Origin of the sequence: Streptococcus sp. VTCC 12905 (assembly GCF_049893385.1) — a bacterium.
Classification (GTDB): Bacteria; Bacillota; Bacilli; order Lactobacillales; family Streptococcaceae; genus Streptococcus; species Streptococcus suis_AA.
Map to the genome: position 1 here is coordinate 59293 of NZ_JBMVJC010000002.1, position 24199 is coordinate 83491.

Here is a 24199-nt window from a genome sequence, read left to right on the forward strand (position 1 = left end):
TATGAAAACACTTATTTTTGAAAATATTAGTAAAACCTTCCAAGACGGTAGTCAAACTATTACAGCTCTCAAACCAACTAATTTTAGTATTGAAGAAGGTGAGTTTGTTGCAATCATCGGACCGTCCGGGTCTGGGAAATCAACTTTTTTGACCTTGGCAGGAGGTCTACAAACACCAACAACAGGTCGTGTGTTAATCAATCAATCAGACTACTCTGATCTACCAGAAAAGAAACGTGCTCAACTACGCTATAAGGATATTGGCTTTGTCTTGCAGGCTTCTAATTTGATTCCATTTTTGACAGTCGAAAAGCAATTAACCTTGGTTGATAAGGTCAATAAGAAAGCCAACCCAAACAAACATCAAGAACTTCTGGCAGATTTGGGAGTGGCCCATCTTAAAAACAAGTTCCCTAAGGATTTGTCAGGTGGAGAACGTCAGAGGGTAGCAATTGCACGTGCACTCTACAATGACCCAGCCTTGATTCTAGCCGATGAACCGACGGCCAGCCTAGATAGTAACCGGGCCTTTGAAGTAGTGGAACTTCTAGCTAAAGAAGCAAAGGAACGAAATAAATCCATCATCATGGTGACACATGACCAGCGCATGATAGAAAAATGCGACAAGGTATATGAGATGAAAGATGGTATCCTCACTCAAGTTCGGTAAAAAGTGGTATAATGGAAAGAGCGAAAGCTCTTTTTTAGTTTATTGGAGAAAACCATGAAATTAACCCTACACGAAGTTGCTCAGGTCTTGGGCGCAAAAAACGATATTAGTCTTTATCCCGATACAGCACTCAACAAGGTCGAGTTCGATAGCCGTTTCGTCACAACTGGTGACCTCTTTGTTCCCCTCAAGGGAGCGCGTGACGGTCATGACTTTATTCCTGTGGCTTTTGAAAATGGCTGTGCGGCAACCTTGTCTGAAGTCAGCCTTGATGTTCCTCACATTCTAGTAGAGGACTGCTTGGCTGCGCTTCAACAATTAGCGGCCTACTACCTAGAGAAAACGGAGGTAGAAGTCATTGCTGTGACAGGCTCAAACGGTAAAACAACCACCAAGGATATGATTCATGATATCCTTGCAACTACATACAAGACTTACAAAACACAAGGCAACTATAACAACGAAATCGGTCTGCCTTACACTGTTCTCCATATGCCAGATGATACAGAAAAACTGGTATTGGAAATGGGGCAGGACCACTTGGGAGACATTCATCTCCTATCTGAAATTGCCAAACCAACTCTATCAGTTATTACCCTTTTTGGAGAAGCCCATCTGGAATTTTTCGGCTCACGAGAAGAGATTGCCAAAGGAAAATTACAGATTGCGGATGGAATGGAGCCAGGTAGTAAACTCTTGATCCCAGCAGATCCGATTGCGGATAAGCTCTTGCCGAGCCATGTGGATCTCGTTCGTTTTGGTGAACAGGGAGATTTGCAAGTAACAAGTTTGGTTGAATCGAAGGATAGCCTGACCTTCACCGTAAACTTTATGGACGGAGACATTTTCCTCCCAGTAACGGGCAAGTACAATGCCACCAATGCCATGGTAGCAAGCTATGTGGGCAAAATCTTGGGTGTGTCTGATGAGGCAATCACCTCAGCCCTAGCAAGTCTTAACTTGACCCGCAACCGCACCGAATGGAAGAAGGCAAGAAACGGAGCAGACATTCTCAGTGATGTCTATAATGCCAATCCAACTGCCATGCGATTGATTTTGGAAACCTTCTCTAGCATTCCAGCAAATGAAGGTGGCAAGAAAATCGCAGTTTTAGCAGATATGAAAGAACTGGGTAGCCAGTCCGTCAATCTCCACAATCAGATGATTCTAAGCCTATCGCCTGATGTGCTAGATACCGTCATTTTCTACGGTCAGGATATTGAAGAGTTAGCTCAGCTGGCTAGTCAGATGTTTCCAATTGGAAAAGTCTATTTCTTTAGGAAAAATGCTGAGCAGGACCAATTTGAAGATCTGGTGAAACAAGTCAAGGAGGTCCTAGGAGCACAAGACCAAATCCTCTTTAAAGGCTCCAATTCCATGAAACTTGGAAAAGTGGTGGAGGCATTGGAAGTTAAATAGACTTGATTTGAAAATTCCTTTTATTTCAGATATAATAAGAGAGTTGCAGTAGCAGCTCTTTTACTTTAGAGTTGCTCAATCAAAGAATGAGGATTATCCAATGTAGACTGTATAAAATCAGGGCCAAGCTCTGCTATGTATCAAAAAAAAGAAAATGAAAAGGAAAAAAGATGTCACTACAAGAAGAAATTAAGAAACGCCGCACCTTTGCGATTATCTCTCACCCGGACGCTGGTAAAACCACTATTACCGAGCAATTGCTTTATTTTGGTGGAGAGATTCGTGAGGCAGGTACAGTCAAGGGGAAAAAGACTGGTAACTTTGCTAAGTCTGACTGGATGGATATTGAGAAACAACGTGGTATCTCTGTTACTTCCTCTGTTATGCAGTTTGACTATGCAGGTAAGCGTGTCAATATCTTGGATACACCAGGGCACGAAGACTTCTCAGAAGATACTTATCGTACTTTGATGGCGGTGGATGCGGCTGTCATGGTGGTGGACTCTGCCAAAGGTATCGAGGCCCAGACCAAAAAGCTCTTCGAGGTTGTTAAGCACCGCAATATTCCCGTTTTCACCTTTATCAACAAGTTGGACCGTGATGGCCGAGAGCCACTTGATTTATTGCAGGAGTTGGAAGAAGTCTTGGGAATTGCCAGCTATCCAATGAACTGGCCAATCGGAATGGGAAAATCCTTTGAGGGACTCTATGACCTTCACAATAAACGTTTGGAGCTCTACCGTGGTGAAGAGCGTTTTGCAAGTTTGGACGAGGGTGACAGGCTCTTTGGATCTAACCCGTTCTATGCCCAAGTTCTGGACGATATCGAGCTCTTGGCGGAAGCTGGAAATGAATTTTCAGAGCAGGCCATTTTGGACGGTGATTTGACACCTGTTTTCTTCGGCTCAGCCTTGACAAACTTTGGTGTTCAGACCTTCCTTGATACCTTCTTGGAATTTGCTCCAGAGCCACATGGTCACAAGACAACGACAGGGGAGGTTATTGACCCACTCAACAAAGACTTTTCAGGTTTTGTTTTCAAAATTCAAGCCAACATGGACCCGCGTCACCGCGACCGTATTGCCTTTGTCCGTGTGGTTTCAGGTGAATTTGAACGCGGTATGGCGGTTAACCTGCCTCGTACAGGCAAGGGAGCTAAGTTGTCCAACGTGACGCAGTTCATGGCCGAGTCCCGTGAGAATGTAGAAAATGCAGTTGCCGGTGACATTATTGGGGTTTACGACACAGGAACCTATCAGGTAGGGGATACCTTGACCGTAGGCAAGAACAAGTTTGAATTCGAACCGCTACCGACTTTCACACCTGAAATTTTTATGAAAGTTTCTGCCAAAAACGTCATGAAACAAAAATCCTTCCACAAAGGAATCGAGCAACTAGTGCAAGAAGGTGCTATCCAGCTCTACAAGAACTATCAGACAGGCGAGTATATGCTGGGTGCCGTTGGACAGCTCCAATTTGAAGTTTTTAAACACCGCATGGAAGGTGAATACAATGCTGATGTAGTCATGACCCCAATGGGTAAAAAGACTGTCCGCTGGATCAAGCCAGAAGACCTAGATGAGCGTATGTCATCAAGTCGCAACATCTTGGCCAAAGACCGCTTTGACCAACCAGTTTTCCTCTTTGAAAACGACTTCGCCCTCCGCTGGTTCGCGGACAAATATCCTGATGTGGAGTTGAAAGAGAAGATGTAACAACAGTCCGGGAGGAGTGAAACAGTTTGGGGAACTGTTTCAGCTGGTCACCTTAAAACGAAAAAGTGACCATAGAAACCCGAGCCCATAGATGATAAAGCGAGGTGAAAGGTTGGAGATGAGAGCCAACGGGAGTCGGCTTACCTAATTTCAAACTTTTGCGTTTATATAAAACTAGCTTACTATATATGATGGCAAAAACTTCCTAGAGGTTTTTGCTTTTTTTATTACCAGTTTTTAGGTAAAATAGATAAAAATCAACAAAGGAGTCAAATAATGGGACTATTTTCAGGTTTGCTTGGTAATGCTTCGCAATTAAATAATGACAAAATTGAGCAGGAATTAGAACATGTATTGTTGGACAATGAACAGGTTGAGATGGCTTTCAGCTTGGTTCGTGACTTGATTGTGTTTACGGAATATCGTTTAATTTTGGTGGATAAACAAGGAGTTACTGGGAAGAAAGTATCCTATAAGTCTATTCCTTATCGCTCTATTTCGCGCTTTACAGTAGAAACATCAGGACATTTTGATTTGGATGCCGAGCTCAAAATTTGGATTTCTTCAGCTGCAGAACCTGTTGAAATTCTTCAATTTAAGAGTGATAAAAGTGTGATTGCCATTCAAAAAGCCTTAGCTACTGCCGTTTTAGAAAAATAGTTACTAATTCGAAGATTGTAATAGATGGTATTTCGTTTTGAAAAATGAATTTAGAAATAAATTTTTTATTGAATGACATATTAAAAAAGTAGAGTAGTTGAATCTGCTTTTTATGAAAACGTATTATTTTTATTTTAAAAGTATTTACTAACGATTATTCCTAGATTATGTTATACTAGGTAAGTTGCAAGTCTGATACTGGTTAGTTCGCTGCCAGTGGAAATAATTGTTACAAATAACGTGAGATAAGGTAGCTTCGCACTGCCTTTTAGAAAAGAGAAAACATTGAAATTTACCGAATTAAACTTATCCGAAGATATTTTACTTGCTGTTGAGAGGGCAGGTTTTGAAACGCCATCACCAATCCAAGAGCAAACGATTCCGCTTGCTTTGGAGGGAAAAGATGTGATTGGTCAAGCCCAGACAGGTACAGGAAAAACTGCAGCCTTTGGGCTACCTACTCTAAATAAAATCGACACAAGTAATCCAACTGTTCAAGCTTTAGTTATTGCTCCTACGCGAGAATTGGCAGTTCAAAGTCAGGAAGAGTTATTCAAATTTGGTCGTGATAAAGGCGTAAAAGTTCGCTCGGTTTACGGTGGTTCTAGTATTGATAAGCAAATAAAGGCCCTTCGATCAGGTGCTCACATAGTTGTCGGTACACCAGGACGTCTATTAGATTTAATTAAACGTAAAGCTTTACGTTTGGATGGAGTTGAAACTCTTATTCTTGATGAAGCTGACGAAATGCTCAACATGGGTTTCTTAGATGATATTGAAGCAATCATCGAACGTGTACCTGTGAGTCGCCAAACACTTCTATTTTCTGCAACTATGCCTGAACCAATTAAGCGCATTGGTGTCAAGTTCATGAAAGAACCAGAGCATGTTAAGATTGCATCCAAGGAATTGACCAATGTCAACGTTGAACAGTACTTTGTTCGTGTTAAAGAGCATGAAAAGTTTGATACGATGACACGTTTGATGGATGTTGACCAGCCAGAATTATCCATTGTTTTTGGTCGTACCAAACGCCGTGTCGATGAGTTGACCCGTGGCTTAAAATTGCGTGGGTTCCGTGCTGAAGGTATTCATGGTGATTTGGACCAGAATAAACGTCTCCGTGTCATTCGTGATTTTAAAAATGATCAGATTGATGTCCTTGTTGCGACAGACGTTGCAGCCCGTGGTTTGGATATATCAGGTGTAACTCATGTCTATAACTACGACATTCCTCAAGATCCAGAAAGCTATGTTCACCGTATTGGCCGTACAGGGCGCGCGGGTTTATCAGGTCAATCTATTACCTTTGTTTCGCCAAATGAGATGGGCTACTTAGCTATCATCGAAGATCTAACCAAGAAGCGTATGAAGGGGCTCAACTCTGCGACTGCACAAGAAGCTTTTGAAGCTAAGAAAAAAATTGCTTTGAAAAAGATTGAACGTGATATGGCTGACGACACCATCCGTAGCAATTTTGACAAGTTCAAGAAAGATGCTATGCAGTTAGCGGCTGAATTTACCCCTGAAGAATTAGCACTTTATGTATTAACTTTGACTGTTCAAGATCCGGATAGCCTGCCAGAGGTAGAAATTGCGCGTGAAAAACCATTGCCATTTAAATTTGCTCCTGGACAAGCCAAGGGCAAGGGTGGACGTGGTGCCCGTGATCGTGGTAGCCGCGACCGTGATCGTGGTGGCCGTCGTGATGGAGACCGCAATCGTGATCGTGGAGGACGCCGTAGTGACCGCACTGACCGCACTGACCGCGACCGTCGTGATGACAAGGTTAAACGTGACAACCACCGTCAGGACAATAAAAAATCACACCAACGTACATCAAGTGAAAAGAAAACAGGATTTGTTATCCGAAATAAGGGTGAGAGATAAACCTTATTTGACAGACCATAAAGAGTGGTCTGTTTTTTTGAAATCTATTTAGAAAATAATCGAAATAGTTCTTGACAAACAATAAAAATAGAGTATAATTCTATTTAGAAATGTTTCTAAATAGATGGACAAGGAGGCATATTATGGGATTGTCTGAAACCTTGAAGGCAATTTCTGCTCCTATTCGTAGGCAAATTCTAGATAGTCTTAAGTCGGGGCCGAAGTCTGCTGGGGAAATTGTAGAACAATTTCAATTAACTGGAGCAACAGTTTCTCATCATTTATCCACTTTGAAAAAAGCTGGATTAATTTTGGAGGAAAAGCAGAAAAATTTTATTTATTATCGTCTAAACTATACGGTCTTTGAAGAAGTCTTGGTTTGGATTGCAAGTTTTGGAGGGCAAAAAGATGAAGAAAATTGACATAAAAACCTTATTAGCAACTTCTAGTATATTTCTACTAATAGCTGTATTGACGATTTGTTACTATAAAGCATTGCCAGATACCATGGTAACTCATTTTGGGGTAAATGGTGAGCCAAATGGCTCTATGGCCAAGTATATGATGATTTTGACACCGCTACTATTCTTTTGTGTTCACCTATTCATTTGTGTACTTTATGATGTGAAAGGGATAGGGAGAATACCAGTCATTCGAGTGGTCAAATGGCTTTTTCCGCTGCTGGCTCTCATCATTCAAGTTTCTTTACTCTGGTATTATTTAGGCGGAGAATTGGAGTACCGTAGGCTTGTCATTGGGCTGCTGGCTATCGGCTATATGATAATAGGGAATTATTTACCCAAGGAGGAATTGGATAGCAAGACCAATGAAATAGAACGAAAGGGAAGAAAGCAGGCAGGCTATCTCTTCATTATTGGTGGATTATTGTTGCTAGTTAGCTTGTTAGGCTCTCCATCCCTATCTATCCTTGTGCTGATTTTGTTTGGTATATCTGTCATAACCTTGAGTCTCTATTATTTTTATCGTCGTTGCAAAACCGCTTCATAATTGGAGCGGTTTTTGTTATACTAGAAGTAGCAAACAGGAGGTAAGACCATGGGTGTTTTAACAATGGACAAAGCCTTTGTATTCTAAAAAACAATACAAAGGAGAACATCATGATTACTTACAAACAAAATCCTCAACTCGATTTTCAAGCTGTCCTAGACCTCTATGCTTCTGTGGGTTGGACAGGCTATAGTAGCCATCCAGAAATGCTAGAGAAGGCCTTGAAACATAGTCTGCTCGTTCTTGTGCCGTTGACTGTGACCGTCTAGTTGGTCTTTTGCGGGCAGTTGGTGATGGTTATTCTATCATCTTCATTTAGGATATTTTGGTCCTCCCCGCCTATCAGCGTCAGGGAATTGGTCGAAATCTTTTAGAGCAAGCCATTTCACACTTTCCAGGTATTTATCAGCTTCATCTTTTGACGGATAATGCTGAGAAAACAAGGTCATTCTATGAAGCACTCGGTTTTACGGCTGTTGATAGTTTAGGCTGTGTTGCTTATACTTATTTAAAATAAGAAACAAACAAGAAAAGCAGAGGCTGGTTGACCAGCCTCTGCTTTGAGCAGATGATTTGAATTTCAAATTAAAAAGAGTAGAATATATTTATCAATAATTAGTAACAAAGGAGATGAACAATGGCAACTGTATTAATTGTAAAGGCCCACCCCCTTGACCCACAAAAGTCCTATGCTTTGAGGGCATTGGAAGAATTTGAAACTCGATTCGCCAGTTTGCATCCAGAAGATCGGATTGAAATAGTAGATGTTTTTGAAGACCAGATTCCTACCCTAGATAAACCTTTGTTGGAAGCGATGGCAGCTGCAAAGAAGGGGGAGGAGATTGCATCTGAACAAGCCGAGCGGTTGGAACGGTACAATGCTTTTACTCAGCAGTTTTTGTCGGCGGATAAGATTGTGGTCGTCAATCCCCTTTGGAACCTCAATGTACCAAGTCAGCTTGTTTCATGGATAAATACAATTAATGTAGCAGGCCTGACCTTTAAGTATGGCCCAGAAGGCTCTATCGGATTGATCAAGGACAAAAAGCTCCTGCACATCCAGTCCAATGGTGGTGTTTATGCAGGTCAAGATCCAGCTGCCCAGTACATAAAGTCTATCTTTGAGTTTTTAGGCTTTAAAGACATTCAGCAAGTCTTCATCGAAGGACAATCAGCTGATCCAAGCCAGGCTCAAGCGATATTTGAAGAAGCTATGGGGAAAATTGATAATATTTTACTACATTTCTAATAAAAAATAGCCACGCTTCATTTGGAGCATGGCCTTTTTTGCATTTCTGCAATATAATTTAACTTGCTCTGCCGGCTACGTTTTTTAAACGAGGCTTCGGCAGACATGGCTTCCTGCTTACTGGCAAAAACTTCTTGATAGAGTAGTTTGACAGGCAAACGACCACGTGTATATTTAGCACCTTTTCCACGATTATGAGTAGCGAGTCTTTTTTCCACATTTGTTGTATAACCGGTATAGAGGCTATCATCAGCACATTCTAAAACATAAAAATAGGCTTTATTTTCCATAATAAATCTCATGAATTGCAGGAGTATAGTCGCCGTTTTCCTCGTGAACAACCAGAGGTGGCAGGATATGTAATCCATCTACAGAACCATCTTTGATAGCCTCAATCAGTAACATATTCGCTTCCTTACTGGCCTTGGGATAGACAAACTGGATGCGTTTTGGAGCCAGTTTGTAGATACGTAGCTTATCTAAAATATCCAAAAATCGATCTGGCCTATGGACCATGGCCAAGCGACCATTGGATTTGAGTATTTGTTGTGCTACCTGGCAAATATTGTCTAGGTTGGTCGCAATCTCGTGTCTGGCTAAAAGATAATGCTCGCTTTCATTGAGGTTAGAAGATTCATCTACTTTAAAGTAAGGAGGATTGCAGAGCATTAAATCAACTTTTGATCGTAAATCATATTGAGGTAAGTTTGCCAAATCGTCGTTAATCACTGTTAACTGTTCCTCTAAACCATTGAGTTCGATGGATCGCCGATTCATGTCCGCTAAGCGTTCCTGTAATTCAACCTGGACAATCTGAGCCTTTGTACGTGTGGAGGCAAAGAGGCCCACCGCCCCATTTCCGCTACAAAGGTCGACAATCAATCCTTTTTTAGCTGGCATTTTCGGAAAACGCGATAGGAGGACGCTATCAACTGAATAACTAAAAACTTCCCGATTTTGAATAATTTGAACATCTGTTGAGAAGAGCTGGTCAATCCGCTCCCCATCTTGTAATTCTATTTTATGCATATGATAATTATAGCATATTGTAAGAACAGAACTTCAGATTTTTTTCGGAGATAAAATATGGTATAATGTAAGGACTGAAAAGGAGATGACTATGTTTTACGCCTATTTACGTACCTTACTATCTTTTTTACTTTGGGCAATTAATGGAAATATCCATTATCATGATAAAGAAAAAATATTGCCACAAGAGGAGAATTATATTTTAATCGCTCCACATAAGACCTTCTGGGATCCTGTTTTTTTAGGATTTGCTGCTGCGCCAAAACAGTTTATTTTTATGGCTAAAAAAGAACTTTTCAAGGATCGCGGTTTTGGCTGGTGGATTCGCAAATGTGGAGCCTTCCCAATTGATCGTGAAAATCCTGGGATGGCAGCTATTAAATACCCTGTCAACATGTTAAAAAAAAGCAATCGTTCTTTGGTCATGTTTCCTTCTGGAAGTCGTCATTCTTCAGAACTAAAAGGTGGTGTAGCGGTCATTGCCAAGTCAGCCAAGGTTAAACTCATGCCTGCAACCTATGTGGGACCGATGAGCATCAAGGGGCTCTTGGCTGGTGAGCGAATCGATGTGGCTTTTGGAAATCCTATCGATGTTTCAGACATCAAGCGCTTGGATGATGCAGGGACGGCTGAAGTAACTCATCGAATCGAAACTGAATTTAAACGTTTGAATGATTACGCAGCATCCTTCCAAACTAAGAAAAAACCAAATATATTAACTTATATTTACCGTCTCCCTATCCTTATCCTAGTAGCAATTATTTTAGGATTAACCTATGTTTTTAGTTACATAGCAAGCTTCTTTTGGAATCCATCGGTAGAATTAAAAAAATGAATTGAAAAACTCGTTTCTGCGGGTTTTTCTTTTTTATTTTCGAATAAAAGGATGGAGGTAAATTTATGGAAGAAATGTTAAACATAGTAAAGGAACATAAGTGGTTTTGTGTAATTGCAAGTATGATGACAGTAGTGGTTGTGAGTGTTCTATTGCTCAACCAGCCTTCTCAGCCTGCAGATCAAACGGGTTTGGCAGCATTTTCACAGGATAACCAAGCAAGTAGTATTCCAGAAGAGGTTGAAGAATCCAGTACAGAAAGCAAAACAAGAGATACTGAACAAGAAATCCAACTGGTTGTGGTAGATGTTAAAGGAGAAGTTGAGAGACCTGGACTTTACACACTTAAGTTCGAGAGTCGCGTCAATGATGCGATTGTTGCGGCTGGTGGTTTTACAGCAGAAGCAAATCAAAAATCAGTCAATTTAGCTCAAAAATTGGCAGATGAAGAGATTATTTACGTCGCACACAAGGATGAGGATATTTCAGTAATAACAGCACCAAATTCAAGTGTTGTAGCTACTCAAACTCAAGAGGAGAGCCAATCTTCTTTGGTCAATTTAAATACTGCCACCGAGGCAGATTTACAAACCATTTCAGGTATAGGTGCAAAGAGAGCGGCGGATATCATTGCTTACCGTGAAGCCAATGGTGGTTTCAAATCGGTTGATGATCTCAATAATGTTTCAGGAATTGGTGATAAAACGATGGAAAGTATCCGACCATATGTCACGGTTGATTAGACTCCCCTGTCAGCCCATTCACTTTGCAGTTTTGGCGGTGTTAGCCTACTTTGCCGTTCACTCTTTTTCCCTTTTGACAATGAGCCTGCTGAGTCTGTTACTAGCAGTCTTTAGGCTTCGGCAAGGAAAGGTGGTCTTCATCAAAACGCTACCGCTTCTAGCCTTATGTGGTCTCTTCTTCGGATGTCAGAAGATACAATGGGAGCAGACAAATCAATGGGCTCCAGAGCGAGTGACAACTGTGCAGGTTATTCCTGATACCATTGATGTCAACGGAGACAGTCTATCATTTCGTGGTCGGGCTGAAGGTCAAGTTTTTCAGGTTTTCTATAAAGTTGCAAGTCAGGAAGAACAAACCTACTTTCATGAGCTTACGGACTTGGTGCAGTTAGAGGTAGATGCAGAAGTTTGCCAACCAGCAGGTCAACGTAATTTCAATGGTTTTGATTATCAGGCTTATCTCAAAACCCAGGGCATCTATCGGACAGTAAAAATAAGTACCATAAACAATATTCTCCCTGTTCATTCTTGGAATATCTTTGACTGGTTGTCAACCTGGCGGAGGCAGGCTCTCGTTTATATCAAATCTCATTTTCCTGCTCCCATGAGCCACTACATGACTGGATTACTATTGGGAGAGTTAGATAGTGACTTTGACCAAATGAGTGACCTCTATTCTAGTTTAGGGATCATTCATCTTTTTGCCCTGTCTGGGATGCAGGTTGGTTTTTTCATTGACAAATTTCGCTGGCTTTTATTGCGTTTGGGTTTAACAAAGGAAACTGTCGATAAGCTTCAAATTCCGTTTTCTCTTATTTATGCAGGATTAACAGGATTTTCAGTATCAGTCGTGCGGTCCTTAGTCCAGAAAATTCTTGGTAATCTCGGGCTACGAAAATTGGATAATTTTGCAGCAACTGTCTTTGTTTGTCTCTTGCTTATGCCACGTTTTCTTCTGACAGCAGGAGGTGTGCTGACATTTACCTATGCTTTGTTATTGACAGTCTTTGATTTTGAAGAGCTAGGGCAGCTAAAGAAGATAGCAGTGGAGAGTCTGAGTATTTCTCTTGGAATTTTACCGGTCTTGATGACCTATTTTTTTGCCTTTCAGCCTTTATCTATCCTTTTAACGTTTGTTTTTTCCTTTGTTTTTGATGTGTTGTTGTTACCTGGGCTATCTGTCATTCTTTTACTATCGCCCTTCATTAAAATTACGTGGGTCAACGGATTCTTTATCCTTATGGAAAAGATTATTGTATGGGTGGCAGAATTGGGGATTCGACCTTGGATTTTAGGAAAACCTACGGGCCTTGTCTTTTTGCTCTTGCTGTTCTCCCTTTTCTTGCTTTATGATTTTCACAGAGAGAAGAAATGGCTCCTTGGATTGAGTCTGATCCTTGCTCTGCTATTTTTCATAACCAAACACCCGCTGGAAAATGAGGTGACGGTGGTAGACGTAGGGCAGGGGGATAGTATCTTTTTGCGGGACATTCGGGGGCGGACGGTTCTGATTGATGTGGGTGGTCGGGTTGACTTTGCTGCAAAGGAAGCTTGGCGGGAGCGGGCTAGGGAAGCAAATGCGGAGCGAACACTGATTCCTTACCTGCATAGTCGAGGTGTGGATCGGATTGATGATTTGGTTCTGACCCATACCGATGCAGATCATGTGGGTGATGTGCTAGAAGTGGCTAAGCAGATTCAAATAGGTAAGATTTACGTTTCTCCAGGTAGTTTGACTGTACCAGATTTTGTTGCGACTTTGAGGAAAATAAATGTCCCTGTTCATGTTGTAAATCCTGGAGATCGATTGCCCATTTTTGATTCCTATCTAGAAGTTCTATATCCCAATAGAATCGGAGATGGAGGCAATAATGACTCAATTGTACTCTATGGTCGTTTGTTAAAAATGAATTTTCTCTTTACCGGTGACTTGGAGCAAGGGGAATTAGATTTAATCACTTCTTATCCGCAGCTACCAGTCGATGTGCTGAAAGCAGGTCACCATGGTTCCAAGGGCTCTTCATATCCAGAATTTTTAGACCATATTGGAGCAAAAATTGCTCTGATTTCTGCTGGTGAAGATAATCGCTATCAACATCCACATAAGGAAACTCTGGAACGTCTTGACAGTCAAAATATGCAGGTTTACCGAACGGATCTGCAAGGAGCAATCCGTTTCCGAGGTTGGAAACAGTGGAGTATTGAAACGGTAAAAGAGTGACGCTCTCTCTGTAGCTGTTTTCTTTTTTGCATGGTATAATGGAGAGAAGAATACGGAGAGATTATGACAGTAATTGAACAGATTGAACAAATAAAAAAAGGGAACTTAGGTTTATTGACCATTTTGTGTGGTGAAGATGTTGGTCAATATCACATTGCGAAAGACTTATTGATGAAGCAACTGGAATTTGATACTTCGGACTTGGGTTTTGCCTATTTTGATATGTCAGAGGCTGACTATCATCAGGTGGATTTGGATTTAGTTTCTCTTCCTTTCTTTTCTGATGAAAAAGTAGTGATTCTTGATTATTTCGCAGATTTAACAACGGATAAGAAGCGCTACTTGACGGATGACGAACTGAAGCAATTTGAGTCTTATTTGGAAAATCCAGTTGAGACCACGCGCTTGATTATTCTAGCACCTGGTAAGTTGGATAGTAAGCGTCGACTTGTCAAACTTCTGAAAAGAGATGGATTGGTTTTAGAAGCAAATCCTCTAAAGGAAATGGAGCTGAAGAATCATTTCCAGAATGAAGTCGGTCGACTTGGGTTGCGGATGGATCCAGATGTTTTTCACTATCTTATGGTAAAATCCAACTTCGATTTTGCAGAAGTTAGTAAAAATTTGGTCTTTCTACAATCCTATAGAGGACAAAATGAAATTTCGCTGGCCGATATAGATGTGGCAATCCCAAAAACTCTTCAAGATAATATCTTCGATTTAACTCAACTTGTCCTTCAAACTAAAATGGATGAAGCAAGCCATCTTGTTCGGGATTTACGATTGCAAGGAGAGGACGAAATCAAGTTGATTGCGATTATGTTAACTCAGTTTCGCACCTATCTTCAAGTGCAAATACTACATGAGCAAGGTCGTGGTGAACAGCAGATTGTTACTGCGTTGTCAGATTTATCTGGTCGCAAGATTAATCCCTATCAGGTAAAATATGCCTTGCGTGATTCAAGAAATCTGTCAGTTGGTTTTTTGAAAAAGGTCGTCAAGCTATTAATTGAAACAGATTACAAAATTAAAACAGGACAATTTGATAAAGATTATCTATTTGACATTGCCTTGCTAAGAATCGCAACATCGTAATTTTCAGACAAATAAATTGAAAAGGCTCTCAAAAAGGGTTACAATAGAACTATCAAATTTATAGGAGAACAGAATTATGGCGATTATTTTACCAGATTTACCTTATGCTTATGACGCTTTGGAACCACATATTGATGCGGAAACAATGACTTTGCACCATGATAAGCACCATGCAACTTATGTAGCAAATGCCAATGCAGCACTTGAAAAGCATCCTGAAATTGGCGAAGATCTAGAGGCTCTCCTTTCAGATGTTGAACAAATTCCAGCAGATATTCGTCAGGCCTTGATCAACAATGGTGGCGGACATCTTAACCACGCTCTCTTTTGGGAATTACTTTCTCCAGAGAAAACTGAAATTTCTGAAGAGTTGGCTGCAGAAATCGATGCGACATTCGGCTCTTTTGATGCCTTTAAGGAAGCATTTACTACTGCTGCAACAACACGCTTTGGTTCAGGTTGGGCTTTTTTGGTAGTTAATAAAGAAGGAAAATTAGAAATTCTTTCAACCGCTAACCAAGATACACCAATCATGCAAGGCTTGAAGCCGATCTTGGCTCTCGATGTTTGGGAACATGCATACTACCTAAAATACCGCAACGTTCGACCAAATTACGTCAAAGCCTTCTTTGAAGTGATAAATTGGAACAAGGTTAACGAACTTTATAAAGCTGCAAAATAAGCTATTTACTCTTCCATTGGGGAGAGTTTTTTATGTAAATAGTCTGTAGCCCTACCTTAGCCACGGTAGAAAATTCATCAAAATGCTTTACATAGGTGGTTAGTTAGGGTATAATATAGTCCGTGTGTAATGGACACACGAAAATACAGTTTATCCGCTGGGTTTAAAAGCACCTAAGATTGACAAAGATAGGAGAATAAAATGAATCCATTAATCCAAAGTTTGACTGAAGGTCAACTTCGTACTGACATTCCTTCATTCCGTCCTGGTGACACTGTACGTGTTCACGCTAAGGTTGTCGAAGGTAATCGCGAACGTATCCAGATTTTCGAGGGTGTTGTTATCTCTCGTAAAGGCCAAGGCATCTCAGAAATGTACACTGTACGTAAAATTTCTGGTGGTGTTGGTGTTGAGCGTACTTTCCCAATCCACACTCCACGTGTTGATAAGATTGAAGTCGTTCGTTACGGTAAAGTTCGTCGTGCTAAATTGTACTACCTACGTGCATTGCAAGGTAAAGCAGCACGTATCAAAGAAATCCGTCGTTAAAATAGTCCCTTGGACTGACGTAGTCGGAATGAGAAGAGGCAGCTTTAGCTGTCTTTTTTCGTTCTAGACATTTATTCGGCAACAGTCTATGATGATATCGAAAAAGACGGGCGGTTTGGTAGAATACTGAGAAGAGATATCTGGAAAGATATGAGACAGACGTCTCGCAATCTTTCTATTCATCATCAATTGTGATAAACTAAATATAATATCATATGGTTGGCAGTTTTCTAATACTGCCAATACTTGTTTCATCTTTTAGAAAGTTAGAAATGAAAATAATAAAACAACTTTGGTGGTTTTTTAGGCTAGAGAAAAAACGGTATGTAATGGGGATTGTTTCCTTGTGCTTGGTAAGTGCATTGAACTTGCTTCCGCCCTATATCATGGGAGAAATTATTGATCAGATTGCAGGGAACCGTTTATCAGGCAATGAACTTCTGATTGGGGTAGCTGGTTTGGTTCTCTCTGCAATCGGTATGTATGTATTGCGTTATATTTGGAGAATGAATATTCTAGCGACTTCCTTTCGGCTTGGCAAAATTATGCGTGCTAGGCTATTTGAACATTTTATGAAAATGTCTCCACCCTTTTTTCAAAATCACCGAACAGGTGATTTGATGGCGCACGCTACTAACGATATCAATGCTTTGACACGATTAGCAGGTGGAGGAGTGATGTCATTTGTCGACGCGACGGTAACGGCTATCATGACCTTGGTGACCATGTGTTTCATGATTTCTTGGAAAATGACCCTAGTTGCCATTCTGCCCTTGCCTTTTATGGCCATGACAACTAGTTTTTTGGGCAGAAGGACACATGAGAATTTTAAGGCTTCTCAGGCAGCTTTCTCAGAATTAAATAACAAGGTTCAAGAATCAGTATCAGGTATCAAAGTGACCAAGTCATTTGGTTATCAGGAAAAGGAAACTCAGGCATTCCAAGAAGTCAATCAAGCAGCCTATTTACAAAATATTAAGACCATGCGGTATGATGCCATGTTTGATCCAGCCGTTTTATTCTTTGTTGGTCTTTCTTACGTACTGACCTTGTTCGTTGGTGCTCGATTTATTCGACAAGGTCAGGTGACAGTTGGGCAACTCGTAACCTTTATGACCTATTTGGATTTACTGGTTTGGCCATTAATGGCGATAGGATTCTTATTTAATATTACACAACGTGGCGCTGTTTCCTATGAGCGTATCCAACGATTATTAGATATTCGTTCAGATGTTGAAAATCCACAGAATCCTTTACCTGCACCTGAAAATGGAGACATTCGTTATGAAATTGATGCATTTTCATATGAAGAACAACCGACACTTGAAGACATCTATTTCACTATTGAAAAAGGGCAGACGGTTGGTCTAGTAGGTCCTACAGGGTCTGGGAAAACTACTTTATTAAAATTAATCTTGCGTGAATATGATGTGGAAGATGGTCGTATTTTATTGAACAATGAAAATGTAAAAGACTATCGTTTAGCAGATTTGAGGAGTCTGCTGGGCTATGTTCCCCAAGATCAGTTTCTATTTGCAACAAGTATTTCAGAAAATATACGCTTTGGAAATCCCAATTTGAGAGAAGAGGAGATTGAGGAAGCTGCTAAAATTGTTCATGTGTATGATGATATAATGGATATGCCTGAAAAATTTGACACCGTTGTGGGAGAAAAAGGTATTGCCTTATCTGGTGGACAAAAGCAGCGATTGGCTATGGCACGCGCAATGATTTTAAATCCAGAAATCCTATTGTTAGATGATTCCTTATCAGCAGTTGATGCCAAGACGGAACATGCTATTATTGAAAATGTCAAGGAGGGCAGACGAGGTAAAACAACCATTATCACAGCCCATCGTTTATCGGCAGTAGTCCATGCAGATATGATTTTGGTATTAGAGAATGGGCGTATTACTGAACGGGGACGTCACCAAGAATTACTTGAGAAGAAAGGTTGGTACTATAATACATATAGGATGCAGCAATTGGAAATGGAGGAGTATGATGAATAAGAAAGCACCACAAAATGTCTTTTGGCGGCTATTGTCCTATGTCAAACCCTATCTATTTCTAACCATCGCTGCCTTAAGTTTTTTATTGTTAACCACAGTTATTCGTAGTATCATTCCCTTGCTGGCATCTTATTTCATTGATCATTATGTCCATCAAGTAACAGATGGGGTTTTGTTGGTTTTAGGTGGCTATTTTGGTCTGTATATCCTCCAGATGTTGTTTCAGTATATTGGTAATTTTTGGTTTGCGAAGGTTTCTTACAGTATTGTTCGAGATATTCGCCAGGATGCCTTTTCTAAAATGGAATCTTTGGGGATGGCCTATTTTGATCAAACACCGAGTGGTTCGATTGTATCTCGATTGACAAATGATACGGAGAGTATTTCAGAGATGTTTTCTGGGATTCTGTCCAGCTTCATTTCCGCTATTTTTGTCGTAGCTGTCACTTTGTATACCATGTTTGCTCTTGAGTGGAAATTAACCAGCCTCATTGTCCTCTTTTTACCAATCATTTTTATATTGGTGAATATGTATCGAAAAAAATCAGCACCCGTTGTGGAAAAAACACGGAGTTTATTGAGTCAAATCAATAGTAAACTTGCTGAGAGTATTGAGGGAATTCGGATTATTCAGGCCTTTAGACAAGAGGAACGTTTATCTGATGAGTTTGAAGCTATTAATCAAGAACATCTAGCCTTTGCCAGTCGGTCAATGGCTTTGGATAGCCTGTTTTTGCGACCTGCTCTTTCGCTGATAAAAATACTAGCCTATGCTTTTCTAATGACCTATTTTGGCTTGGATTGGTCAGATGCACCGGTTTCCGCAGGCCTCATTTATGCTTTTATCCAATATGTTAATCGTTTATTTGATCCTCTTTTAGAAGTTACCCAACACTTTTCAACCCTTCAGACTTCTATGGTGTCTGCGGGGCGCGTGTTTACTCTAATGGATCAAACGATTGAGGAGCCAAGGCAAGAGAGTACGGATGTGCGAATCATTAAAGGTGATATTGTCTTTGAAGATGTGTCATTTTCTTATGATGGCAAGCGGAAAATTTTGGATCATGTTTCATTCGAAGTAAAAAAAGGACAAACTATTGCTTTTGTTGGGGCTACAGGTTCTGGAAAATCTTCCATAATAAATGTATTTATGCGTTTTTATGAATTTCAATCGGGCCGCATCCTCATTGATGGACAAGATATACGTCAATTCGCACCTCACGAATTGCGTTCTAATATTGGGCTTGTATTGCAGGAACCGTTCTTGTATCATGGAACCATTGCTTCCAACATTCAAATGTATCAAGATATCAGTCAGGATGATATCATTGAAGCTGCTCGTTTTGTTGATGCAGCACCATTTATTGAAAAATTACCTAATGGTTACCAACAGCTTGTTACAGAGAGGGGTTCTTCGTTTTCAACTGGGCAACGGCAGTTACTTGCGTTTGCAAGAACCATGGCAAGCCAGCCCAAGATTTTGATTCTAGACGAAGCGACTGCTAATATTGATTCTGAAACAGAACAGACTGTTCAGCATTCACTTGAAAAAATGAGAAAAGGACGTACAACCATTGCAATTGCGCACAGGTTATCAACGATTCAAGATGCAGATTGCATTTACGTTTTAGATAAAGGCAAAATTATTGAATCAGGTAGCCATGAAGAATTACTAGCCCTCAAGGGAACCTATCATCGGATGTATGAGCTTCAGGCTGGCCAATTGGCACGGTAATTAAATTGTTAAACCACCGTAGGAGGTATTATGATGACTCAACCACATATCCCATCAGTCATGTCTGATTTACGACAAGATATTGTTCAAATGCCCAAAGTCATAAAAGAATGTAGTGGCATTCGCATTTATGGTCGTCGCATTCGTTCCATCTTATTTACCACCGATGTTTCAATTATTGCGAATCATGATGCGGATGCCATTCTAGCGGTTTATCCCTTTACTCCAATTCCTGCCATTATTAAGAGTATCATGATAGTTGCTTCTGTACCTGTTCTGGCTGGCGTGGGTGGTGGCTTAACAACTGGTGTGCGTTCGGCTAATATGAGCTTATTGTCTGAATCAGAGGGAGCCTATGCTGTTGTTGTAAATGGCCCAACAACTGTTGAAACAATTGAGGAAATCAATAAGGTCATCGATATTCCCATTATTTATACAGTCGTTTCAGATAAATCTGATATCAAATCTCGGATTGAAGCGGGGATTGATATCTTGAATGTTTCATGTGGTGTTGAAACCCCGAAAGTTGTAGAAAAAATTCGGAAAGAGTATCCCGATTTTCCTATCATGGCAACTGGTGGACCAACCGAAGAAAGCATTCGTCAAGTTATAGCAGCTGGAGCAAATGCCATCACCTATACCGCCCCAAGTAATGGGGAATTGTTCAAAGGAAAAATGGAAAAATACCGTAAACATGCAGCGGACTAAAACAGTCTCAGTCTTGCATTCTGTCCTTTTCTGAGTTACAATAGAAAGGCAGACTTCCCTTAGTTAAATGGATATAACAAATTCCTCCTAAGAATTAGTTGCAGGTTCGATTCCTGCAGGGGAGATAGAAATACAGAAAAAACCCTTGATACACAAGGGTTTTTAACTTTCTTGCCCCGAATTCGCCCCAAATTTTTCCATTAAATTTCTGACTTTGTCGAATGATTGTTCTTGCTTGGCCTTAAATAAGTGCGAATATGTTTTCAATGTTTCAGTTGCATCCTTGTGTCCAACTAACTTGGCAATGGTCACAACGTCCACATCATGATAGATTAGCCAGCTAACGTAGGTATGACGCAAGCCATGTACATTAAATGTTTGACGTGTCTTTTTATTTAAAATTTTATTTTCGCCAGTCCCGGTCAATTTGGTAAATAATCTTTTATCTGGATTGTCTATATATCCAACTTTCATGTACTCGTCGTATGCTTTCAGCCACTCGCTATCAAACGGCACATCTCGTTCTGATTGCGGATTCTTAGTAGGTCTCCAACCTTTCTTCTTTCCGTAAACCTTGTAAGTCCTGCGGATTCGTAAACACATATTTTCGCGGTCAACGATAGGTTCAGTAATGCCGGCTGCTTCCGAAAATCGCAAACCCGTCTTTCCAATTGTGTACAGGAAGAAGTGGGACTGGTACTTGATTGTCTTTCGATAATCTGTGATTAATTGTTCATATTCATCTAGTTCTAAATAATTGTCTTCTTCTCTTTTGGATTCGACATCGGAGAAAACTTTGACAATTTCGGTAAAATCTTTTTTTAAAATACCTTGATGGAAAGCAACTTTAATTGATGCCCTTATATGCGAATTGAACCTTTTGACACTATCTTTCACATAACATTTTGCCAGTTCGTTTATAATGTTTTGATAGGAAGTAGCATTTATCTTTGAGAGTTTCGTTTCAGGGAAATAGTTAGTAATTAGTTGTTGAGACATTGGTTGTGGGATATGATGATGAACAAGATGCCAGACTTGCAGCAGATAAAATCAGTAGGCTTATAGTGGTAATTTTTTTCATTGTATACTCCTGCGCTTTCGCTTTGGTCGGTTGGAAGTGTGGGGATTTTTTATTTTTAACCGATAATAGCTTCAATGATATACCACAATATTAAGAATGGTATTCCAACGACAACCATACCTGATATACATCCAAGAGCAAAAAGTCCGCCTGTAGTTTCCGAAAAATTCTGCTCTTTGTTGTGGCCCAAAAACTCTTGGTACCCTGAAGTCGTTTGATTATAAATTTTATTATAAACCGCCTTCTTTGGATTATTAATCAACCCCATTCCATTTTTACCATATGTAGGATTGATAGAGCTTTTTAACATTCTTTTCGCTCTGCCTGTTGTTCTAGCAGACAAACTTTTTTTCACACTTGGTTTTCTGTATCCGATTTTCATTCTATATACCTGCTAAATTAGTATACTCCTCAATTACAATAGTCTCGTTGACTGTGGTTTTTAAGTCGTATTTTTCCATAAAGCGAACGTAATTAAACTTTCTGACATCGTCCACTAAGGTCAATTCTTCTTTGACCAGATAATGAATCATATTTCTATCCGCTTGCAGTTCGTACTATTCACGCCTTCGGTCATATTGCGACGGGTCGTGGTCTTCGTGGCCAATTTCGTGGTAGATGACCTTCTTGTGTTGGAATTCATCCAAGTAGGTGTCAACTGCAATCATGTTCGCACGCTTGTTGTATATGCCTTCTTGGTTCAAAAGATGCTCCTTATTTGGTACCCCAAGAAAAACTTGACTTTGTTTACCCGGGTTTGTTGACAGCAAGTGTCATCGTCTTTTGTTGGTGGCTGATGGCTAAGAAAAATCTTTCTCCGATTAAAACTATGTTGCTACTCGTTGTTATTGCCTTTATCGGTGTTGTTCTTGGAATTTTTGATCCAGGCTTATCATATTAGGATGACAAAATATTGATGGAGAGGAAGTCCTAGTATGTCAAATGATGAGATAATTAACGGATATCATGTTGAGATTGCCTATCAGAAAAGGATGATTCAGAATCTTGGTAAATGGTTGAGTCTAGCTTTTGCTATAACTGGCATTGGTGGGATGCTACTCTATTATCAACGAGGTCAACTTTTAACCTTACTAGTTGGTATTACTTTGGTCATACTAGGTCTTTCAGGAATGCTAATCATTGGCTGTGGCATTTACAAGGGCACAATAAATATTCAAAAAGTGGTTAACCACCTAGAGGTTACCATTGAAGCGAATTCATAATACTATATATATAATAAAACTACAAAAAACGCATAAAATCAAGCTTATTTGGAAGACGATTTTATGCGTTTTACTTTTCATGGCAATATCAGCTTATTTTGAGAACTTGGTGTTTATGCATATTTGGTGTTTATGCATATAATATGTGTTCTCTTCCATTTATCTCACTTGCATTCCATAAATGGTTTGCTTTCGATTGACAAAATACGCTATGATAAGTACGGGTATTGCGTATTGGATGATACTACTTCCGAATACTTCGTATCCAATAAAAATAGGAGCTAGTAAGGTATTGGTGGCTGTTCCAAATACGGCACAATACCCAAGGGCTGCAACAAGCTCAGTTGGTAGACCTAGTAATCCTGCTAAAACAGCCCCAGAACTTGCTCCAATCGCAAAGAGTGGAGTAACTTCGCCCCCTTGAAAACCTGCGGCCAAACAAAGACAGGTGAGTAGGAGTTTTAGTAGCCAATCGTAAGCAAACACTTGTTCCCCAGCTAAACTTGCATCGATCAAATTGGTTCCTAGACCAGTATAACGACCTTGATGGAAGAAAAATAGTAGAACGGTCAGTCCAACTCCCATGATAGCTATTTTAATGTAAGGATTTGGAAGCCATCGAGCTGAGATGCTTTTTGATTGCGTCAAAAACCAGGCGAATAAATTGCCAATGAAACCGAAGCAAAGGGCAATAAATAGCCATTTGAAACTATCTGTAAACTGGAATGAAAAAGATGAAATAGTGTGGGAAAATTTCTCTAATCCCAATAAATGGGAAGTAGTAGAAGCTGTGAAAGCCGCAACTAGACAATAGGGGAGACTAGTCCAAGCATATTGGCCAACGATTAAAACCTCAATAGCAAAGAAACCAGCAGCCAATGGTGTTTGAAATAGCCCTGCAAAACCTGCGGCCATACCAATCTTTGTTATCATGTCTTTGGGCAAGTGTGTGAAACCATGTTTTTTTAACCAGTGTGAGAGACTGGCTCCAAGTTGGACAGCTACCCCCTCGCGACCAACGGAAGCGCCAAAAAGATGACTGATCCAAGTTGTAGAGATGATGAGCGGAATGAGAACTGGAGAAATTTGTACTATCTCCCCTTGTCCAGCTTTGAATACTAAGCCCATACCTGCTTGGACTTCCCTCCCCCATTTTTGATAAATGAAAATAATCAACACCCCTACAAGTGGCAGAAAGGGGATTAGATATATAAAATATTCAGATCGTAAGTCTCCAACCCCTAGTAGAATTTTCCCAAAAAGTGTGGTGATAATTCCTGCACCGACTCCAATTAAGCAAGAAAAGAAAAGGAGTTGGATGGTATGTTTCATCTTATTACTCATGATTCGCTAACTTGGAAGATTGATATGCTCTTGATTGGGCTATCATATCACTAAAGGTCGCTTGAATAGCAGAGCGGTAATCATCCTTTTGGACTAATTTTCCAACTCTTTCAAGAACAGCTTTTTCTCGGCTGGTATCCAAAACAGGCTTACCTGTTGCTCGTTTGTAGGCTGCGACTTGATCAACAAGCTCCATACGTTTTTCCAATAGTGCAACAAGTTCCTCATCAAGCTGATTAATTTGTGAACGAATCATGTCTAAATCCATTATTTACTCCTCCAGAGATTGTTTCAGTTGGTTTTTAGTATAGCAAAAAACAAGGCGAAAAAC

24 protein-coding genes, 1 tRNA gene and 3 pseudogenes are annotated in these 24199 nt (G+C 40.2%); 21 read left to right on the top strand and 7 right to left on the bottom strand.

What is annotated here, in order from left to right; translation table 11 throughout:
* Position 1: 1 nt before the first annotated feature.
* From ACPC58_RS01160 to ACPC58_RS01200, 9 genes and pseudogenes are all read left to right on the top strand, one after another.
* Entirely contained in the window at positions 2-670 is a 669-nt protein-coding gene (locus ACPC58_RS01160; RefSeq protein WP_434064990.1) for an ABC transporter ATP-binding protein, read from the top strand.
* Between the two features lie 54 nt (positions 671-724).
* Entirely contained in the window at positions 725-2089 is a 1365-nt protein-coding gene (locus ACPC58_RS01165; protein ID WP_434064991.1) for a UDP-N-acetylmuramoyl-tripeptide--D-alanyl-D-alanine ligase, read from the top strand.
* Between the two features lie 170 nt (positions 2090-2259).
* Positions 2260-3804, top strand: a complete 1545-nt coding sequence (locus ACPC58_RS01170) for a peptide chain release factor 3 (RefSeq protein ID WP_434064992.1) — start codon at positions 2260-2262, stop codon at positions 3802-3804.
* 276 nt (positions 3805-4080) lie between these two features.
* Complete coding sequence (locus ACPC58_RS01175) at positions 4081-4464, top strand: PH domain-containing protein (protein ID WP_434064993.1); 384 nt, start codon at positions 4081-4083, stop codon at positions 4462-4464.
* Positions 4465-4749: 285 nt separating this feature from the next.
* The gene (locus tag ACPC58_RS01180; RefSeq protein ID WP_434064994.1) at positions 4750-6354 is read left to right on the top strand and encodes a DEAD/DEAH box helicase; all 1605 of its coding nucleotides are present in this window, start codon (positions 4750-4752) and stop codon (positions 6352-6354) included.
* A gap of 143 nt (positions 6355-6497) precedes the next feature.
* The gene (locus ACPC58_RS01185) at positions 6498-6776 is read left to right on the top strand and encodes an autorepressor SdpR family transcription factor (RefSeq protein ID WP_105136884.1); all 279 of its coding nucleotides are present in this window, start codon (positions 6498-6500) and stop codon (positions 6774-6776) included.
* A complete protein-coding gene (locus ACPC58_RS01190) occupies positions 6763-7362 on the top strand; it encodes a DUF1648 domain-containing protein (RefSeq protein ID WP_434064995.1) in 600 nt (199 codons plus the stop codon). The genes ACPC58_RS01185 and ACPC58_RS01190 overlap by 14 nt, the downstream gene beginning before the upstream one ends.
* 110 nt (positions 7363-7472) lie before the next feature.
* A pseudogene (locus ACPC58_RS01195) lies at positions 7473-7879 on the top strand (N-acetyltransferase family protein).
* A gap of 120 nt (positions 7880-7999) precedes the next feature.
* The gene (locus ACPC58_RS01200; RefSeq protein ID WP_216807031.1) at positions 8000-8611 is read left to right on the top strand and encodes an FMN-dependent NADH-azoreductase; all 612 of its coding nucleotides are present in this window, start codon (positions 8000-8002) and stop codon (positions 8609-8611) included.
* Positions 8612-8628: 17 nt separating this feature from the next.
* On the opposite strand, the gene ACPC58_RS01205 is transcribed toward ACPC58_RS01200, so the two are convergent.
* Together ACPC58_RS01205 and ACPC58_RS01210 are read right to left on the bottom strand one after the other, a co-directional pair.
* Positions 8629-8901 (bottom strand): GIY-YIG nuclease family protein, encoded by a 273-nt coding sequence (locus ACPC58_RS01205; RefSeq protein ID WP_130554336.1) that lies wholly within the window; start codon positions 8899-8901, stop codon positions 8629-8631.
* The gene (locus ACPC58_RS01210; protein ID WP_434064996.1) at positions 8891-9640 is read right to left on the bottom strand and encodes a tRNA1(Val) (adenine(37)-N6)-methyltransferase; all 750 of its coding nucleotides are present in this window, start codon (positions 9638-9640) and stop codon (positions 8891-8893) included. Before ACPC58_RS01210 ends, ACPC58_RS01205 begins: the two co-directional genes overlap by 11 nt.
* Before the next feature lie 91 nt (positions 9641-9731).
* On the opposite strand from ACPC58_RS01210, the gene ACPC58_RS01215 reads away from it, so the two are divergent.
* The 10 genes from ACPC58_RS01215 to ACPC58_RS01260 all read left to right on the top strand — a co-directional run bounded on the left by ACPC58_RS01215 (position 9732) and on the right by ACPC58_RS01260 (position 20345).
* Positions 9732-10475, top strand: coding sequence for a lysophospholipid acyltransferase family protein (locus ACPC58_RS01215; protein WP_217374832.1), 744 nt, complete (start codon positions 9732-9734; stop codon positions 10473-10475).
* 65 nt (positions 10476-10540) lie between these two features.
* Positions 10541-11218, top strand: coding sequence for a helix-hairpin-helix domain-containing protein (locus tag ACPC58_RS01220; RefSeq protein ID WP_434064997.1), 678 nt, complete (start codon positions 10541-10543; stop codon positions 11216-11218).
* Positions 11202-13439, top strand: a complete 2238-nt coding sequence (locus ACPC58_RS01225; protein WP_434064998.1) for a DNA internalization-related competence protein ComEC/Rec2 — start codon at positions 11202-11204, stop codon at positions 13437-13439. Before ACPC58_RS01220 ends, ACPC58_RS01225 begins: the two co-directional genes overlap by 17 nt.
* 63 nt (positions 13440-13502) lie before the next feature.
* On the top strand, positions 13503-14534 hold the full coding sequence (holA, locus tag ACPC58_RS01230; RefSeq protein ID WP_277836755.1) for a DNA polymerase III subunit delta: 1032 nt from the start codon (positions 13503-13505) through the stop codon (positions 14532-14534).
* A 76-nt stretch (positions 14535-14610) separates the two neighbouring features.
* Positions 14611-15216 (top strand): superoxide dismutase, encoded by a 606-nt coding sequence (gene sodA / locus ACPC58_RS01235; RefSeq protein WP_217374836.1) that lies wholly within the window; start codon positions 14611-14613, stop codon positions 15214-15216.
* A 201-nt stretch (positions 15217-15417) separates the two neighbouring features.
* On the top strand, positions 15418-15765 hold the full coding sequence (rplS, locus tag ACPC58_RS01240; RefSeq protein WP_011921928.1) for a 50S ribosomal protein L19: 348 nt from the start codon (positions 15418-15420) through the stop codon (positions 15763-15765).
* Between the two features lie 272 nt (positions 15766-16037).
* A complete protein-coding gene (locus tag ACPC58_RS01245; RefSeq protein WP_434064999.1) occupies positions 16038-17777 on the top strand; it encodes an ABC transporter ATP-binding protein in 1740 nt (579 codons plus the stop codon).
* Complete coding sequence (locus ACPC58_RS01250) at positions 17767-19512, top strand: ABC transporter ATP-binding protein (RefSeq protein ID WP_434065000.1); 1746 nt, start codon at positions 17767-17769, stop codon at positions 19510-19512. Before ACPC58_RS01245 ends, ACPC58_RS01250 begins: the two co-directional genes overlap by 11 nt.
* Positions 19513-19545: 33 nt before the next feature.
* Positions 19546-20220, top strand: coding sequence for a hydrolase (locus ACPC58_RS01255; RefSeq protein ID WP_434065038.1), 675 nt, complete (start codon positions 19546-19548; stop codon positions 20218-20220).
* A gap of 53 nt (positions 20221-20273) precedes the next feature.
* Positions 20274-20345: transfer RNA gene (locus ACPC58_RS01260), tRNA-Arg, on the top strand.
* Between the two features lie 37 nt (positions 20346-20382).
* On the opposite strand, the gene ACPC58_RS01265 is transcribed toward ACPC58_RS01260, so the two are convergent.
* The 3 genes and pseudogenes from ACPC58_RS01265 to ACPC58_RS01275 all read right to left on the bottom strand — a co-directional run bounded on the left by ACPC58_RS01265 (position 20383) and on the right by ACPC58_RS01275 (position 21834).
* Positions 20383-21117 carry a site-specific integrase gene (locus ACPC58_RS01265; protein WP_434065001.1) on the bottom strand — a complete coding sequence of 245 codons (735 nt, stop codon included), beginning with the start codon at positions 21115-21117 and terminating at the stop codon, positions 20383-20385.
* Positions 21118-21500: 383 nt separating this feature from the next.
* Positions 21501-21683 (bottom strand): annotated as a pseudogene (locus ACPC58_RS01270) (hypothetical protein); the annotation flags it as partial.
* A gap of 1 nt (position 21684) precedes the next feature.
* On the bottom strand, positions 21685-21834 hold the full coding sequence (locus ACPC58_RS01275) for a hypothetical protein (RefSeq protein WP_434065002.1): 150 nt from the start codon (positions 21832-21834) through the stop codon (positions 21685-21687).
* Between the two features lie 161 nt (positions 21835-21995).
* Here ACPC58_RS01275 and ACPC58_RS01280 point away from each other — a divergent pair.
* Both ACPC58_RS01280 and ACPC58_RS01285 read left to right on the top strand, forming a co-directional pair.
* A pseudogene (locus ACPC58_RS01280) lies at positions 21996-22202 on the top strand (PTS system mannose/fructose/sorbose family transporter subunit IID); the annotation flags it as partial.
* Between the two features lie 34 nt (positions 22203-22236).
* Entirely contained in the window at positions 22237-22524 is a 288-nt protein-coding gene (locus tag ACPC58_RS01285; protein ID WP_434065003.1) for a hypothetical protein, read from the top strand.
* 159 nt (positions 22525-22683) lie between these two features.
* On the opposite strand, the gene ACPC58_RS01290 is transcribed toward ACPC58_RS01285, so the two are convergent.
* Together ACPC58_RS01290 and ACPC58_RS01295 are read right to left on the bottom strand one after the other, a co-directional pair.
* Entirely contained in the window at positions 22684-23868 is a 1185-nt protein-coding gene (locus ACPC58_RS01290; RefSeq protein WP_434065004.1) for a chloride channel protein, read from the bottom strand.
* Positions 23861-24136, bottom strand: coding sequence for a chorismate mutase (locus tag ACPC58_RS01295; protein ID WP_130554325.1), 276 nt, complete (start codon positions 24134-24136; stop codon positions 23861-23863). Before ACPC58_RS01295 ends, ACPC58_RS01290 begins: the two co-directional genes overlap by 8 nt.
* Positions 24137-24199: the final 63 nt, after the last annotated feature.